The organism is Microbacterium sp. Au-Mic1 (genome assembly GCF_021341785.1).
GTDB lineage: Bacteria > Actinomycetota > Actinomycetes > Actinomycetales > Microbacteriaceae > Microbacterium.
The window spans coordinates 210,201-225,644 of record NZ_JAJTTF010000001.1 but is presented as its reverse complement, the minus strand read 5'-3'; the positions used below and the strand labels follow the sequence as shown (position 1 = coordinate 225,644).

General features: G+C 71.7%; 11 protein-coding genes and 1 tRNA gene. 3 read left to right on the top strand and 9 right to left on the bottom strand.

Annotated features, from left to right (window positions below):
• Positions 1-8: 8 nt before the first annotated feature.
• Positions 9-1,208: a glycoside hydrolase family 3 N-terminal domain-containing protein gene (locus LXM50_RS01090; RefSeq protein WP_233309262.1), complete on the bottom strand. Its 1,200-nt coding sequence runs from the start codon at positions 1,206-1,208 to the stop codon at positions 9-11.
• Between the two features lie 74 nt (positions 1,209-1,282).
• On the opposite strand from LXM50_RS01090, the gene LXM50_RS01085 reads away from it, so the two are divergent.
• Positions 1,283-2,566 (top strand): threonine/serine exporter family protein, encoded by a 1,284-nt coding sequence (locus LXM50_RS01085; RefSeq protein WP_233309261.1) that lies wholly within the window; start codon positions 1,283-1,285, stop codon positions 2,564-2,566.
• A gap of 13 nt (positions 2,567-2,579) precedes the next feature.
• Here the strand turns inward: LXM50_RS01085 and LXM50_RS01080 are convergent, their stop codons facing one another.
• The 3 genes from LXM50_RS01080 to LXM50_RS01070 all read right to left on the bottom strand — a co-directional run bounded on the left by LXM50_RS01080 (position 2,580) and on the right by LXM50_RS01070 (position 6,622).
• A complete protein-coding gene (locus tag LXM50_RS01080; RefSeq protein WP_233309260.1) occupies positions 2,580-3,650 on the bottom strand; it encodes an NAD(P)/FAD-dependent oxidoreductase in 1,071 nt (356 codons plus the stop codon).
• 441 nt (positions 3,651-4,091) lie between these two features.
• Entirely contained in the window at positions 4,092-5,567 is a 1,476-nt protein-coding gene (locus tag LXM50_RS01075) for an RNA polymerase sigma factor (RefSeq protein WP_233309259.1), read from the bottom strand.
• A 32-nt stretch (positions 5,568-5,599) separates the two neighbouring features.
• Positions 5,600-6,622: a helix-turn-helix domain-containing protein gene (locus tag LXM50_RS01070; RefSeq protein ID WP_233309258.1), complete on the bottom strand. Its 1,023-nt coding sequence runs from the start codon at positions 6,620-6,622 to the stop codon at positions 5,600-5,602.
• An 85-nt stretch (positions 6,623-6,707) separates the two neighbouring features.
• Between LXM50_RS01070 and LXM50_RS01065 the strand changes: the two genes are divergently transcribed.
• Positions 6,708-6,926, top strand: a complete 219-nt coding sequence (locus tag LXM50_RS01065) for a hypothetical protein (RefSeq protein WP_233309257.1) — start codon at positions 6,708-6,710, stop codon at positions 6,924-6,926.
• Between the two features lie 48 nt (positions 6,927-6,974).
• On the opposite strand, the gene LXM50_RS01060 is transcribed toward LXM50_RS01065, so the two are convergent.
• The 5 genes from LXM50_RS01060 to LXM50_RS01040 form a co-directional block, all read right to left on the bottom strand.
• Complete coding sequence (locus tag LXM50_RS01060; protein WP_233309256.1) at positions 6,975-10,331, bottom strand: ATP-binding protein; 3,357 nt, start codon at positions 10,329-10,331, stop codon at positions 6,975-6,977.
• The gene (locus LXM50_RS01055) at positions 10,328-11,035 is read right to left on the bottom strand and encodes a DUF4194 domain-containing protein (protein WP_233309255.1); all 708 of its coding nucleotides are present in this window, start codon (positions 11,033-11,035) and stop codon (positions 10,328-10,330) included. Before LXM50_RS01055 ends, LXM50_RS01060 begins: the two co-directional genes overlap by 4 nt.
• Positions 11,032-12,501 (bottom strand): DUF3375 domain-containing protein, encoded by a 1,470-nt coding sequence (locus tag LXM50_RS01050; RefSeq protein ID WP_233309254.1) that lies wholly within the window; start codon positions 12,499-12,501, stop codon positions 11,032-11,034. Before LXM50_RS01050 ends, LXM50_RS01055 begins: the two co-directional genes overlap by 4 nt.
• 132 nt (positions 12,502-12,633) lie before the next feature.
• Positions 12,634-12,709 (bottom strand) — tRNA-Ala (locus LXM50_RS01045).
• Between the two features lie 114 nt (positions 12,710-12,823).
• On the bottom strand, positions 12,824-13,750 hold the full coding sequence (locus LXM50_RS01040) for a LysR family transcriptional regulator (RefSeq protein WP_233309253.1): 927 nt from the start codon (positions 13,748-13,750) through the stop codon (positions 12,824-12,826).
• A 119-nt stretch (positions 13,751-13,869) separates the two neighbouring features.
• On the opposite strand from LXM50_RS01040, the gene LXM50_RS01035 reads away from it, so the two are divergent.
• Positions 13,870-15,411: an aminotransferase class I/II-fold pyridoxal phosphate-dependent enzyme gene (locus tag LXM50_RS01035; RefSeq protein ID WP_233309252.1), complete on the top strand. Its 1,542-nt coding sequence runs from the start codon at positions 13,870-13,872 to the stop codon at positions 15,409-15,411.
• The last annotated feature ends 33 nt before the right edge of the window (positions 15,412-15,444 follow it).

Sequence of the window (15,444 nt, the reverse complement as noted above, 5' to 3'; positions counted from 1 at the left end):
CGGACCCCTCAGCGGCTGCGATCGGCGATGTCCAGGCGGAGCGCGACCACCCGGGAGGCGGCGTCGCTGAGGCGCGCTGCGGGGAGCGCTCCGCTGTGCACGGCCGCGACCAGTCCGTCGGCGATCTTCTGCGCCGTGTCCGGCCCCGCGCCGTCCAGGGCCAGCACGAGGTCGCTTCCGGCCACGACCGACCGCACGGCGTCGGCCACCTCGTCGGCATAGGCCGCGTCACCGGAGTCGACGAGCATGTCGAGGTCATCGGTGACGATGACGCCCTGGAAGCCGAGCTCGTCGCGCAGGATCTGATGCCAGCGCGGTGACAGGGACGCCGGCTGCGCGTCGACGGCGGTGTACGCGAGATGCCCCATCATCACGATCGGCGCGCCCGCACGGATCCCGGCGAGGAACGGCGGTGCCACCTGAGCGCGCCAGGTGGCGAGGTCCATCCCGGTGCTCGGGATCATGTGGTGCGAGTCGCCCTCGGCGGCGCCGTGCCCCGGGAAGTGCTTGAGGGTGGCGGAGACCCAGGGCGCCTGCCCGCGCACAGCGGCGTCGACCCGTTCGGCCGCTGCGGCAGGATCCGTCCCGAACGACCGGTCGTAGATGAACGACTCCGGCGATCCGGCGACGTCCGCGACCACGCCGAAGTTGACGGTCACGCCGGATTGCGCGAGCAGCTGCCCGCGCTGGGCGAACGCGGCTCGGGTGGCGTCCGCCGGTTGCGCTTTGAGCACGTCCGCGCCGGGCTGGTCGTCCCAGGGCAGGCGGACCACGTCGCCGCCTTCCTCGTCCGTCGCGATCAGCGGCGGCAGCGAGGGGTCGATCATGAGCGCCGCGGTCATCGCATGCAGCTCCTCGGGGGTGCCGGGCATGTTGGAGCCCATCAGGATGAACCCCCCGAAGCCGCCGCTCATCATCACGCGCATCGATGCCGGATCCGTTCCCGGCACGTTGCCCATCACCACGCTGGACGCCTGCTGGGCGAGATCCATCCGGTTCACGATCTCCCGCACGCGGGATCCTCCGTCGGCGCCGGGCGACGGCGCGGGGCTCTGCGTCTGCGCGGAGGGCGTCGTCGTGCGGGGACCGTCCGAGGCAACGCCCGACCCGCACGCCGTGACGGCGAGCAGCGTCGTGAGCAGCAGGAGCGCCGTGCCCGCGCGCCGCGCCGGGTGCGGCGCAACGGGACGTACCGGGAGCAGCCGCATCCCTCCAGCCTAAGGCCGCCGTCGATGCGCGCCTTCATCGCGGGGGCCGGCCACAGGTTTTACGATTTCAAGTGATGTCCGACCCGATCTCCCCCGACGTCGCGCTCGGCGATCTCGGCGCGCTGCTGCTGGACGCCGGTGTGTCCGTGACCGACGTGCGCGGCACGCTCGAGCGCGCCCGCGACGCCACCGCTCCCGGCGCCGAGCTCGCATTCGCCGTCCTCCCCGAGCACGTGTTCGTGAGCCGTCCCGGCGTGCCAGGCGCGACCACGATCTCGGCCGGCGGCGGACCAGGGCTGACCTTCCGCCAGACCGCGCACGCCTCGCGTCTCGCCCGGCGGCTGGAGGCCGGCCGCGTCACCCTGGATCAGGTGCCGGCGCACATCGCGCACATCCGGGGTCTGCAGCGGCGCCACCCGGTCTTGCAGACGGCCCTCGGCGGCGGGCTGCTGGCCGCCGGGCTCGCCGTGCTGTTCCGCTGCCCGTGGTGGGCCGTGGTGCTCGCCCTCGTGGTCGGCGGTCTCGTCGCCGCCATCGTGATGGCGACGGAGCGGATCCGGGCCGCGGCCGCAGTCATCCCGTTCGTCGCCTCGCTCATCTCCACCCTCGTCGTCGGGGTGGTCGCCGATCGGCTCGACTTCGGCGCCGTGCCGCTGTTCGCCGTGTGCGCGCCGGTGGCGCTCCTGGTCCCGGGCGCGCTGATCACGAACGCACTGCTGGAGCTCACCGCCGCAGACATCGTCACCGGGGCGTCGCGTCTCGTGTACGGCCTGATCATGCTCACGTTCATGGCCGCGGGGATCTTCACCGGCGCTGCGGCGACCGGCCTGCGCGTGGATCCGCACTCCGCCGCCCTGGTCGGGGAGACCTCGCTGGTCACCGGCCACAACGGCTGGGAGGCGGTGCCGCCGCTCGCCTGGAGCTGGGTCGGCGTGGTGGTGCTCGCGATCGGGATCGGGCTGAGCTTCGGATCCGGGTTCCGGCTCACGATCGCGACGGTGATCGTGATGATCTGCACCTACGGGGCGCTCATGCTGCTGAGCCCGTTCACAGGGAGTACCATCGCCACCGGCATCACGGCGGGGCTGCTGTTCCTCGCCGCGCGCGTGCTGGAGCGGATGACGCTGGCGGTGCCCGCGACGGTCTCGTTCCAGCCCGCGTTCCTGCTGCTCGTCCCCGGTACGGTCGGGCTCGTGGCGCTCGCGTCGTTCGATGCGGCGGCACTTGCGGCCGCCCCGATGATCTTCATCAGCCTGTGCATCGGGACGAAGGTCGGAGCGCTTCTCGCCGATGCGCTGCGGATCACCCGCCCCGTTTCCCCGACCACCATGACGGGGTCGATCCGCATCATCCGCTGAGCCCGTCGCCGGATCAGCCGGCCCCGACCGTCGCCGATGTCCGCGCGAGGTACCGCTGCACGCCGCGCGCCGCGACTCGTCCCGCACGGTTCGCCCCGATCGTGCTCGCGGACGGGCCGTAGCCGACGAGTTGGATCCGAGGGTCCTTGACGGCCGTGGTGCCGCGCCCGTCGTGATCGAGTCGGATCCCGCCGCGGTCGCTGCGCAGGTGCAGCGGAGCGAGGTGTCCGATCGCGGGTCGGAACCCGGTGGCCCACAGGATCGCGTCCACCGGCTCGAACGAACCGTCCGCCCAGCGCACACCGTCGGGCTCGACGCGCTCGAACATGGGCCGGCGCGCGGCGTAGACGCCGAGTCGGGACGCCGCCTGCTCCTGCGGCCGCAGCATGAGGCCGGTCACGCTGACGACGCTCTGCGGAGCGAGCCCCTGTGCGACGCGCTGCTCGACGAGCGCCACTGCCGCAGCGCCCGCCTCGGGGGTGAAGTCGTCGGTGCGCCACACCGGCGGACGACGCGTGGCCCACAGCACATCGGTGAGCGGGGCGAGCGCGCCGAGGAACTGCACGGCCGAGGCGCCCCCTCCGACCACGAGCACCCGCTTGCCGCGGAAGTGCTCCGGCCCGGGGTAGTCGACCGTGTGGAACTGCTCGCCGAGGAAGGTCTCCATGCCGGGGTAGTGCGGCAGGAACGGCTGCGTCCAGGTGCCGGTGGCGTTGACCAGGGTGCGCGAACGCCAGGTCCGCTCCCCTGCGTGCACCACGAGGATGCCGTCCTCATCCGTCACGCGATCGACGCGCACCGGCCGGATCACCGGCAGCTCCTGGGCGCGCTCGTAGGCGGCGAAGTACGACGGCACCGCGCGGTTCGCCTGCTCCGTCGTACGCGGCGGCGGGACTTCTCCGGGAAGCTCTGCGACGCCGTGCACGTCCTGCATGGTGAGGGCGTCCCAGCGGTGCTGCCACGCCCCGCCCGGCGCCTCGTCCGCGTCCAGGACCACGTGCTCGATACCGAGCCGGCGCAGATGGTGCGAACTCGACAGGCCGGCCTGGCCGGCTCCGATCACGATGCTGTCGAGGATGTCCACGGCCTGTGCAACGTCCCGGAGCCCTCCGCTGTTCCCCGACTGCACCGCCACACCCAGGAGATTCCCCGACTGCACCGCCACACCCAGGAGATTCCCAGGCTCCCACGCGTCACTTCCGAGTCCTTTTGGACTCTCCAGAGTCGGCAGCCTCCGCGAGGGTGCGACGCCCGGCACGGACGGGCGGGACAGGAGTGAACATGAGCGAACACGAGACGGCCGACGCAGGACGCTCGACGTCGGGCCCGGCCGCCCCCGAAATCGAAGCGTCCGCGAACGTGCGTCGGCTCCGGCCGAGCGCGGCCTGGAACCTGTCCGTGATCGCCGCCGTGATCGCCGCGGACGAGATCGCCATGGCGGACGACGCCGGAGCCGCGGTCCACCCGCAGCGGGGCGGCTCGCCGGCCCCTGGACGGAGCGATCGGAAACCCGCGGGTCGCGCCGCTAGGGAAGACCGATCTGGAGCTCGACGGTGACGCCCGGACATCCCCCGGAGGGAGTCGCGAACGTGGCCACGCCCCACAGATCCCCGCCGAGCACGGATCCGTCGGGCACGGATCCGATCAGCGGCGATCCGACCAGCGGGAGTCCGGCCGGCAGGGATCCGTCCGACTCCGCCTCCATCGATCCGGTACTCGACGGCGCCGACGCCTCCATCGCGGCCGAGAACGTGGCGGCGAAGGCGCCGGCGGGAGGGAGGGATCCGTCCGCGTCCGCAACCGCCGGTACCCGGCCGGCTTCGGCGGCGAAAGCCGCCTGAACTCCGGCAACGGACCCGATGGCGCGGAGGTTCGAGGTCACCGTCGCGGGGAGTGCGCCCGGCACGGCGGGCGCGAGCTCGGGACCGTCAGGAAGCACCGCCGGGACGGGCACCGCATCCGGGCCTCCTGACTGCGCGAGCGGAGGCGCGGGCGCGCCGACCGGCACGGGAAGTGCCGCAGGATCGTCCGGGACCGGCACGTCGTCCGGCGCGGGTACCGGCACCGGGGTCACCAGCGCCGTCGGCTGCTCGGGCGGCGCGGAGACGGTGAACAGCGATGTCAGCACGAGCCCGCCCACTGTGGCCGTGGCCACCCCCGCGCCGATCGCCCAGGCAGCGAGGCCAGACCCTGCGGTGGTGACCACGGCCGCCGCCGCGGTCGTCGTCGACAAGGACGCGGCGACGGGCAGGCCGGCGCCGAGCGCCCCGAGCAGAACGACCGAGAGCGCCCCGCCCTGCACCCGGGTCACGGATCCGCGCATCCCTCTGAGCAGATCGTCGCAGTCGAGGCAGCCGACGACGTGCACGGCGACCGCGGTCGCGAGCGCCGCATCCGCGGGATCGGACAGGTGCCGCGGAAGCAGCCGGGCCACATGAGCGGGATCTTGGCGCAGCGCGCTCGGCACCTGCCGGTCGAGCCAGCGGAGCTTCATGCCGGTTCGTGCGCGGCGCTGCAGCGCCGACACCGCGTTCGGTCTGATTCCGAGCTCCCGTGCGATGGCGGAGCGCCCGGCCTCCTCGACCTCGGAGAGCCAGAGCACGCGCTGCCACCGGTCCGGGAGCTCGCCGAACGTCGCCAGGATCTCCGCGGACTCCGCCTGCCGCTCCACCCGGCTGAGCCCGTCCCTGTGGTCCACCGGCTCCAGATCTTCCGTGTCGACCAGCCGGGCCGCGTCTCGGCGCCAGTGGGCCGCCGTGTTGCGGATCACGGCCTTCAGATAGGGCCGGAACACCGACTCGGGGCCCGTGCCCGCCACGCCGACCTGCTGATAGATCGACAGGAAGGACTCGGAGACCAGATCCTCCGCGCGCGACGGGAAGAGGCGGCGCGCATATCTCAGACCGGAATCGAAGTGCCGGTGCCAGAGCTCTTCGTAGGCGTGCGGGTCTCCCGATCTCATCGCATCCAGCAGGTCCGCATCGCTGCGGTCTTCGGGCATGCTCCCTCCCCGGGACATGTCGCTCTCCTCGTCTAGTGCGTCATCAGCAGGTCGCGCGGCGTCGCGACCGAGACCGGATCCGGATCCACGGCAGATGCGTCGCACGCGTACGACCGACGATAGGCGCTCGGGGCGATCCCGACCTCACGCGTGAAGTGATGCCGGAAAAGCGTCGCACTTCCGAACCCGCAGGTCGCGGCGATCTCCTCGATCGACGCATCGCTCGTCTCGAGTGCCAGCCGGGCGTGCAGCACACGCTGGGCGATGAGCCACTGCATCGGCGTCACACCGGTCTCCGCGACGAACCTCCGCGCGAAGGTGCGGGTGGACATGTGGGCGCGCTGCGCGAGCGTCGCGACCGAGTGCGGGGCGCCGAGTCGGTCGCTCATGTATGCCAGGACGTCGCCCAGGGCGTCGGAGTCCGCCTGCGGGACCGGGCGCTCGATGTACTGGCGCTGCCCCCCGTCGCGCTGCGGCGGCACGACCATGTTCCGGGCGATCACGTTCGCGATCGCGCTTCCCAGCTCGCGGCGCACGAGGTGCAGGCTGGCGTCGATGCCCGCCGCGGTCCCGGCGCTCGTGATCAGATCCCCGTCGTCCACGAAGAGCACATCGGGATCGATGCGGGCGGTCGGGTAGCGACGCTGCAGCTCCTCGGCGTACCGCCAGTGCGTGGTGCACGGCCTGCCGTCGAGCAGCCCGGCGGCACCCAGCACGAACGCACCGGAGCACGCGCTCAGCAGGATCGCACCGCGGTCGGCGGCTCGGCGCAGCGCCTGCAGCAGCTCCGCTGGATACTCGTCGGCGGGGCGCACACGCGCGGCCGGCACCGCGATCACGTCGGCGTTCTCCATCGCCTCGAGCCCGTGAGCGGGGATGACCTGCGCACCCACTTCCGTGCTCACCGGCTTGCCCGCCTCGATGCCGCACACGCGGAAGTCGAAGGCCGGCACGTCCGAGTAGACGCTGCGGTCGAGCCCGAACACCTCGCTGAGGAGGCCGAACTCGAACACGGCGAGCCCGTCGATCACGGGAAGAGTGACGCTCTGCAGCATGGGGCGATTGTACTGGCTGGATCTTTATGCCAAAAGTCTTTCCGCCATCTGGTGGCAGGATCCTGTCGCTCGTAGCTTTGAAGCCATGACCGAGACCGCCACGAACCCCGCCCCTTTCCGCATCCCCCTGACCCGCGCGGACGCCTCCCCGCGACCCGCGACGGAGGCCGCGCCGCGCCGTTCGCGCCGCACTCTGCCGGCGTGGCTGCCTCGGGCGGTCCTGCGTCGCGGAGCGACCTTCACCCGCGAGGACGAGCGCGCGCTGCGCGACCTGCGGGCCGCGCAGGACCGCAGCGAGTGGTGACGGCGCTGCCGCTCGCGGGCACCGCCATCGAGCCGACGCGCCGGTCGCTCAGCGCGCCTCGGGCATCGCGACCTTGAGCTTCGCCCAGGACCGCCCCTGGGTGTCCTTCAGGATGTCGTACTCCACGTCGACGTGCGGTTCGATCGCACTGTACTTGTCGTTGGGCGCACCGATGACGAGCTGGAACCCGAGCCCACGCCACGCGCCGATCGCGCGCTTGGTGAAGTGCGCGTCGGCCTTGATGAGGGCCTCGTCCATGAACACCGGGGCGTAGCGCGGACGCTCGGCCCCGGCGTCGCCGAGCTGATACCGGAGCGCCGCGCCGACGATGAAGGCGATGAGCTCCTGCGACTCGCCCCCGGACTTCTCGCCGATGTGGTCGTACAGCGCGACGTGGACCTTCGCATCGGCGGTGACCCGCTCGGCGCTCACCCGCACGTGGTTGCGCACGTCGATGAGATCGGCGAAGTCGGGCGCGGAGCGCCGCAGGTGGCCGATCAGACGGGACATCCGGCGATAGGCCTGCTCGCGCTCCTGATCGGTGGAGGCGGCCTCGATGAGGCCGCGCACCTCGCGCAGATCACGACGGAAGCGCTTGCGCGCCTCGGATTGGCTCTCGCGGGTCGTGATCTGCAGGCGGTGGTGGTCGTCGTAGAACGGCAGGTCCTGCATGATCCGGTTGATCGGCTCGATCCGCTCGCGGATCTCCCGCAGCGCCCGGCCGAGTGTGGAGTCGAGATTGGTCAGATCGTTGCCCGAGAGGTGCACCAGGCTGTCCCGCCACTCGCTCTCCAGACGGTGCAGCCCGCTCGTCTCGAGGGCGGTGAGGATGCTCTCGAAGTCGTCGACGTACAGGTCCGGATCCGGGAGCAGGTTCGGGTTCTCCCAGCGCTCCAGGAAACCGCTCATCAGCCGGCACATGGCCTCGCGCTGCTCGTGGTGGGCGTCGAACGCCGCCGTGCGGTCCTCGGTGAGCCGGGCGCCGGCGGTCTGCAGTGCGCCGTCGAAGCGCTCCAGCAGCACGGAGGGCGCCGCCTTGGCCGACACGGGTGTGGCGAAGCGGGCGTCGAGATACTGCGCCTGCTCGGCATCCACCGCGCGATCGGATCCGGCCGCCGCCGCGATGAGGGTCTGCCCGGCGTCCACGTCGTCGGTGACCTCGCCCCAGCGTTCCTCGACCTGGTGTCGTTCCGCGACGGCCGCGCCGATCTCCTCCCGCAGCCGTCCGGCGAGCCGCTTGGCCTTCTCGATCTGCGCACCGATCCCGGCGATGTCGGGGTTCTTCTCGGCGACCTCGGCCTCCACGCTGCGCCAGCGCTCCTGTTCGGCGACGAGCGCCTCGACGTCGACCCGGTCCCAGACGACGTCCGCGATGCGGGCGAAGGCCGCTCGTTCGACGTCGAACCGGTCGAGTGCGGACTCGGCCGCGGCGACCGCCTCCTCGGCGCGCTCCAGGCCGGGCCGCAGCTCGTCCACCGCTTCTTCCAGCTCGCGCAGCCGGGTGCGGTTGGAGAATCCGAGCACGTTGGTGCGGCCGTGACCGCCGTGCGCGCCCTGATCACCGCGCGAGACCTGGCCGGTGATCGTGAGCGCCTGCTCATGCGCGGCGAGATCGGCGGCGGTGGTCACGCACACGAAGCCGAACCGTTCGGCGAGCCGCACCTGCAGCCAGCCCGTGAACGGGGTGTCGGCGTAGTCGAGCCGGCCCGGAAGCCGGTCATCCGCTCCCCCGCCGCTCGCCCGGAGTCCGGTGTGCACGCCGTGGTAGGTGAGCCTGCGCGGCGTGCGCACGCCGTCGATCGCGGTGCGGAACCGATCGACGTCGGCCAGGTCGAGGAGCACGGTCGTCGCGAAGCCGCCGAGTGCGAGGTTGAAGGCCTCCCGCCACGGCTCGTACTCCGTGCGGACCTCGATGAGCTCGCCCACGAACGGGAGCTGATGCGGCTCGAGCCCCGCTGCCGCGGCGAGCAGCTCGCGCGAGCGGTACAGATCGCCCGGGATGTTGCCGGCGAACGCGGAAGCCTCGTCGAGCGCCCGCTCCCGCTGCGCGAACTCGGCTCTGAGCGCGTCCCTCGTGCGCCGCGCCTCCGCCCACGCGTCGCGGGCGCTGCCCTTCGCATTCGCGTCGGAGAGGGCGACGCGGGCGCGCGCCACGAGCTTCTCGAACTGCGCCCGGCTGTGCACCTCGACGCCGAGCCCGCGCACATCGTCGTCGAACCTCGCGCGCAGCGCCCGTGCGTCCTCGAGGCGCCGCTCCACACCGCGCAGCTCGCGCTGGGCGGTCTCCAGCCGGTCGCCGCCGCGTTCGCGCAGCAGGTCGCGCAGGCCGTCGTGCTCGACCTCCGCCGCCTCAGCCTGCACACGCTTCTCCCGCACGAGCACGTCCAGGGTGTGCGTGCGGTCGCGCAGTTCGGCCTCGACATCGCGGAGCAGATCCATGCGCCGCTCGGCACGCCAGAGGGAGGCGATCGAGCCGGGATCCTCGAACACGCCCACCGCGTCGATGAGGGACATCCGCGCCGCCGCCGCATCGATGCGGTGACGCAGATCACGGATCGGTTCGAGTGCCGCGACCTGCTGGCGCGCGACGAGCATGCGCTGCTTCGTGCTCTCGAGCTCGTCGAAGTGCACGACCACCGCATCCGCGGTGCGCATGGTCTCGGGCTCCTCGAGCACGAGTCGCTTGTACAGGTCGTCGACCGTGGTGATCTGCTGCCCCGCCTGGATGCGGGCGAGCAGGCTCATGGCATTCGCGCCGGCTCCCGCGGCCCCGATGCCCAGCACCGAGTGCAGCCGCGCCGAGAACTCGCGGTCCGTGCCCACGGGCTCCAGTCCCGCGGCGCGCACGGAGGCGTCGGTCAGGCGCTGCGTGGCGGCTCGCTCGAGCGACGCCAGGTCGAACGCGGCGTTCGTCGTGGCGCGCACGCGCACCGTGTCCTCGAGCACGCGCGCGCCGGCCGGGATGTACCAGGCGCGCACGGCGGTGAAGCGCGAACCGTCGTGGTCGCGCCACGTCATCGCGATCGCGGTCCAGGTGTCCTCGCCGTCACCGCGGAGCACCTGCACCTTCGTGCCCTCCTCGGTGCGCGTCTCGTCGAGCTTGCCGCGACCGTAGGAGAGCACGTTGCGCTGCTCGTCGCCACGCGGACGCCCCGTGACGCCGCCGTTCGAGGCGCCGTTGAACGGCGTCGTGTGCGGCATCATCAGCGCGATGTACGCGTCCATCAACGTCGACTTGCCGGATCCGGATCCGCCGCAGAGGAGGGTGGCAGCGGGCGAGAATCGCACGCGGTGCGGCCCGCCGTCGTAGCCGCCCCAGTTCACGAGCTGGAGGTCCTCGGCGACCCATTGCTGGCCGCGGGAGGCTTCGGGGATGAGCCCGAAGAGCGTGTCGATCATGGTCATGACAGGACGTCCTCCAGGTCTTCCTCAGCGGCGTCGAGCCCGACGGCGCCCGTGCCGGCACGTCGTTCGGCCGCGGTCTCGCGCAGCCAGTCGCGCAGCTCGGTGAGCTTCTCGGCGCTCAGCACGACCTCGACGAGCGGGCCGATCCGGTATCGGCCGGTGGTCTCCTCGCTGATGATCCCGTCGTTCGAGAGCTTGCGCATCGCATCGCGCACGGCCTTCTGGCGTCGCGAGATGTCGCCGTCCGCATCCGTGAAGTAGCTGAGCACCGTCGCCTCGACGTCCTCGATGTCGATGCGGGGCGCCGCCTCGCCTGACGCGTTCTCGCGTTCGTAGACGGTGCGCAGGTGCACGAGCACGAGGGTCTCGGAGCGCGTGTACGGCGTATCCCGCAGCAGGATCGGGATGTCGAGTTCGTCGACGCGGACCTGCTGCTTGTAGGCGAGGCCGTGCCCGTGGTCCACGACCAGGCGGATGTAGAGGTCGTTGAGCCGCGACTCGATCACGGTCTGGTGGTCGAGCAGGGTGCGCCACTCGGTGCGGTTGCGATCGGCGAGCAGGAAACGCCGGTGCAGGATCAGCGCGAGCGTGCGCCGCACCTCAGGGTCGAGCACGCCGCGGTCGCCTGGGAACAGCTCGGCGAGGTCGTCCTCCATCGCGACGGGCTCGATGAACCCGGAGGTCTCTGTGGCATCGGAGGTCATCGTTCCTCTTCCTTCCTCGCATGCGCGGTCACGGATCCGAAGGCGAACCGCCGCGCCGTGCCGTCGGGACGAACCGCTTCCACGATCGAGATCCCATCGCCGTCGGCGAGTCCGTTGCGGTGGGCGATCTCGAGCAGGCCGAGCAGATCCACCGGGCGACGGGTGCCCTGCTCGGCGATCGCCTGGAACGCCTCGCCGAGATCGAACGTCTCGCCGAGTCCGGAGACATGCGCCTCGAGCTCGGCGTAGTGCGGGCCGCCCCAGGCGCGCGTGTCCGCATCGACGAACTCGACGTCCTGGCCCTGGGTGGTCAACGCCGCCGGCACCCCGGGAGGACGGATGTCGCCGAGCGACTGGCGCAGGTGGCCGATGCTCGCCACCGGGAGGCGACGGAGCGGATCCACGGGAGTCTCGGGTGTTCGCGTCTGCGTCCAGGCCTGCATCCCCGCGATGACGTCGCGCAGCAGTTCGTCCACCTGGCGGTCGCGCGCAGGGTCGTGCGTGCGCACCTGGCCCGCGATGACGTGCGAGGCGCGGCGCTGGGCCGTCAGCACCTCCTGCACACCGAGTTCCATGCGACGGCCGATCATGTCGAGTTCCGTGCGCTGCGTGCCGTCGAGCAGCCGCGCGAACGGGCGCGAGAGGAGCCCGTGCAGCTGATCGGTGAGCTCGTCGATCCGCTCCGGGTCGCCGATGAGCCGCAGCGCGCCGGCGAACGCCTGCCCTTCGCGGGTGGACTGCATGACCTGCTGGCCGCGCAGCAGGTATTCCCGCAGCACCTCGCCGGTCGGACGCTCGTCGCGACGCAGATCGCGGATCACGTCGCGCTGCATGGCCTTGATCGACTCCGCGACCCGCGTGAAGTCCGCGGGCAGCCCTCGGGAGAGGAGCAGCACGTTCTCGGCCTCTTCGAGCAGCTCGTCGTCCGGGACGGGATCCGCCGGACCGTCCTCGAGCGCAGCGATCTGGGCGTCGAGCGCCGCCCGCTCCGCACGAAGTCGCCTCAGGCGCCGCGCCGGATCGTCATCCGCGTTCCCCGCGAGGCGCTCCACCGCCTCGAGCAGGGTGCGCACCCGGGAGTTGGAGACGCGCGAGCCGCCGCCGGTGAGGTCGGCGATCTCGAGCGCGCGCACGGCGTGCGCCGTCAGCCGGTAGACCTCGCTCTCACCCTCGATCTGCTGCCCGAGCCAGCCGACCTTGACCCAGTACCGGCAGACCTCGCGGCCGGACGTGGCGGGCAGTCTCCGGTCTTCGCGCTCGTAGCCCGCTGCGCGCAGCTGGTCCAGCATCTCACCGACCTCGACATGCGCGTCGGCGACCGCGACGGTCGGCCGGTCGGCGGAGAACATCTGACTGAGCGCCGCGACGACGAAGGGCGCGTACCGGCCGTGCAGCAGATCGAGCGTCGGCGTCTTGAACGCCGCAAGGGCGCGCAGATAGGCGCCCTCTGCCCTGCTTCCGGTCACGATCGCTCCCTCACGGCTGACGCCCATACGCTCCGGGCTGCCCATCCGTCCGGTGCACCGGTCGCGACGACGAGAACGTGCACGACCTCGTCGCCGGACGACGAAAGCCCCCGGCGAACCGAGGGCTTTCATTGGTGGACCTGAGGGGACTCGAACCCCTGACCCCCTGCATGCCATGCAGGTGCGCTACCAGCTGCGCCACAGGCCCAGATGCTGTTCGCGGCTTCCCGCGACAACTCATTCAGCCTACAACATGGCTGTCTCACCGCGCCAATCGAGGCGGCACGTGCGGGCCGCCGGGCGTGTCACGCGGATGCGGCGGTCATGCGGAGGGCAGCGCGCTGAAGGCGTCGCGGATCGCCAGCACCAGTTGACGGACCGCGGTGGACGGGCCGCGCGTCGAGCCCTCCGCCGAGGTCGCGACGAGCACGGAGCGCACGAAGGACGGATCCTCGATCGGGCGCAGGACGATCCCGGGATGGGATCCGCCGACGGCAAGGCTGGGCAGGAGACCGACGGCGAGGCGGGCCGCGATCATCCCGAGCATGACCTGGAAGTCGTCCGTGCGGATCGCGACGTCGAGCGTGTGCCCGCGTGCGGCGAAGGCATCGATCACGATCGTGTCCATCGGATCGTTCCCCGCCGCGGCGAAGAGCCAGCGCTCCTGCCACAGCGTCAGCAGCGTCGGCACGTCGATCGGTCTCGGCGTCGCGAGCGGATGCCCGGCCGGGAGGGCCAGCAGGAGCGGATCGCGATGCACCTCCCTCGTCGCGACCTGCGTCCGGAACGGCAGCTCGTATCCGGGGACCGTATACACGAGCGCGGCATCCAGTCCTCCGCGGTTGATCCTGTCCACGAGCGTCGGCACCTCCTCGAGCATCGCGTCGACCTCGATCCCCAGGTCGTCGACACGGCCCACGACTGCCGGGAGGATCTTCGCCGCGGCGGTCGGGAAGGTCCCGAATCGCAGGCGCACCCGCCCCATCGACGTCAGTTCTCTGGCATCCCGGATCGCGCGCTCGCCCAGGGTCAGGATCTCCTGCGCGCGTTCGAGCAGCAGTGTGCCGACGGGGGTCAGCCTGCTGCCGCGCGACGAGCGGATCAGCACGGGCGAGCCGACGAGGCGTTCGAGGTTCTTGAGGTGGTAATCGACGGTCGGCTGCCCCCAGCCGAGGCGTCGCGCCGCCGCGGTCACCGAGCCCTCGGCGTGCACCGCACGGAGCGCTTCCAGCTGTCGCAGATCGAGCATGGGCACCAACCTCCTATGTCAGCGAACGTGTGATACGGCCCTTCGTCACATACAGAGTATGTGAGCCAGGAGAATTTACGGGGATTCCGTCCTCGCCGGGCAGGCCGCACCATGGACCAATGCCGTCCCCCGCCTCACTCGCCCTCGACCCGTCCGCAACGCCGATCGCGGATGCCCGCCACCGCGAGACCCCGTACGCCGACGCGCTCGAGCGCCACGCGAGCCGGTCGCCGATCCAGCTGATGGTCCCGGGTCACAGCGGCAACGGCCGCGGCATCAGCGCACGCCTGGCGGAGTACTTCGGCGAGCGCGTGCTGCAGCTCGACGTGCCGATGCTCCTCGACGACATCGACCTCGGCGAGAACTCACCCCTCTCCCAGGCGCTCGAGCTCGCGGCCGACGCCTGGGGCGCGCGGCGCACTTGGTTCCTCGCCGGCGGCGCTTCGCAGGCCAATCGGATCGCGGCGCTCGCGGTCCGCGGCCTCGGCGCGAACATCCTCTCCCAGCGCAGCGCGCACTCGAGCTTCAGCGACGGCGTGCTCACCGCGGGGCTCACGCCCTCCTTCGTGCTCCCCTCGGTGGATGCCCGGTACGGGATCGCGCACGGTGTCTCTCCCGCCGCCCTCGACGACGCCTTGACCAGTGCGGCCGACCGCGGCCAGCCGGCGAACGCCGTGTACATCGTGTCGCCGAGCTACTTCGGATCGGTGGCCGACGTCGCGGGCCTCGCCGAGGTCGCGCACGCGCACGGCGCCCCGCTGATCGTGGACGGGGCCTGGGGACCGCATTTCGGCTTCCATCCCGACCTGCCGGAATCACCCACCCGTCTCGGCGCAGATCTGGTCGTGTCGAGCACCCACAAGCTCGCCGGATCCCTCACCCAGTCGGCCATGCTGCACCTCGGTGACGGCCCCTTCGCGGAACGCCTCGAACCGCTCATCGAGCGCGCCGTCTCCACCACGTCCTCGACATCCTCCTCGGCGCTGCTCACGGCATCCCTCGACATCGCCCGGCACGCGCTCATGACCGAGACGGACACGATCGGCCGGTCGATCGCCGGGGCGAACGCCTTCCGCGCCGCGTTGCGCGAGGATCCGCGGTTCGCGGTCGTCAGCGACGGCTTCGGCGCCTTCGACGACATCGTCGCGACCGACCCGCTCCGCGTGCCGATCGACGTGTCGGCCACCGGGGTGAGCGGGCACTGGCTGCGCCAGCATCTGCTCGAGGTCGAGGGCATCTACTTCGAGATCTCGACCGCCACCGCCCTCGTCGCCCTCATCGGCGCCGGCAAGACGCCCGACCTGGAGCACGTGCACCGCGTGCTGTCGGCGGCGGTCGACTCCGACGAGGCGCACGCCGAGCGCGCCCAGGCCGACACCGCCGCCTTCCCCCCGCTGCCGCCCTCCGGCGTCCTGCGCATGCTCCCCCGCGATGCGTACTTCGCGGCGACAGAACTCGTCCCCGCCGCGCAGGCGATCGGCCGCGTCTCGGCCGACACCCTCGCTGCCTACCCCCCGGGGATCCCGAACGTCATCCCGGGAGAGGAGATCACGGCGCAGACCGTGGCCTTCCTTCAGGCCGTGGCCGCGTCACCGAGCGGATACGTCCGCGGCGCGGTCGATCCCGATGTCGCGCGATTCCGGGTGACGAAAGAAGACTGACTCCCGATCCTGCCGAACCCGGATCGTGCAGGA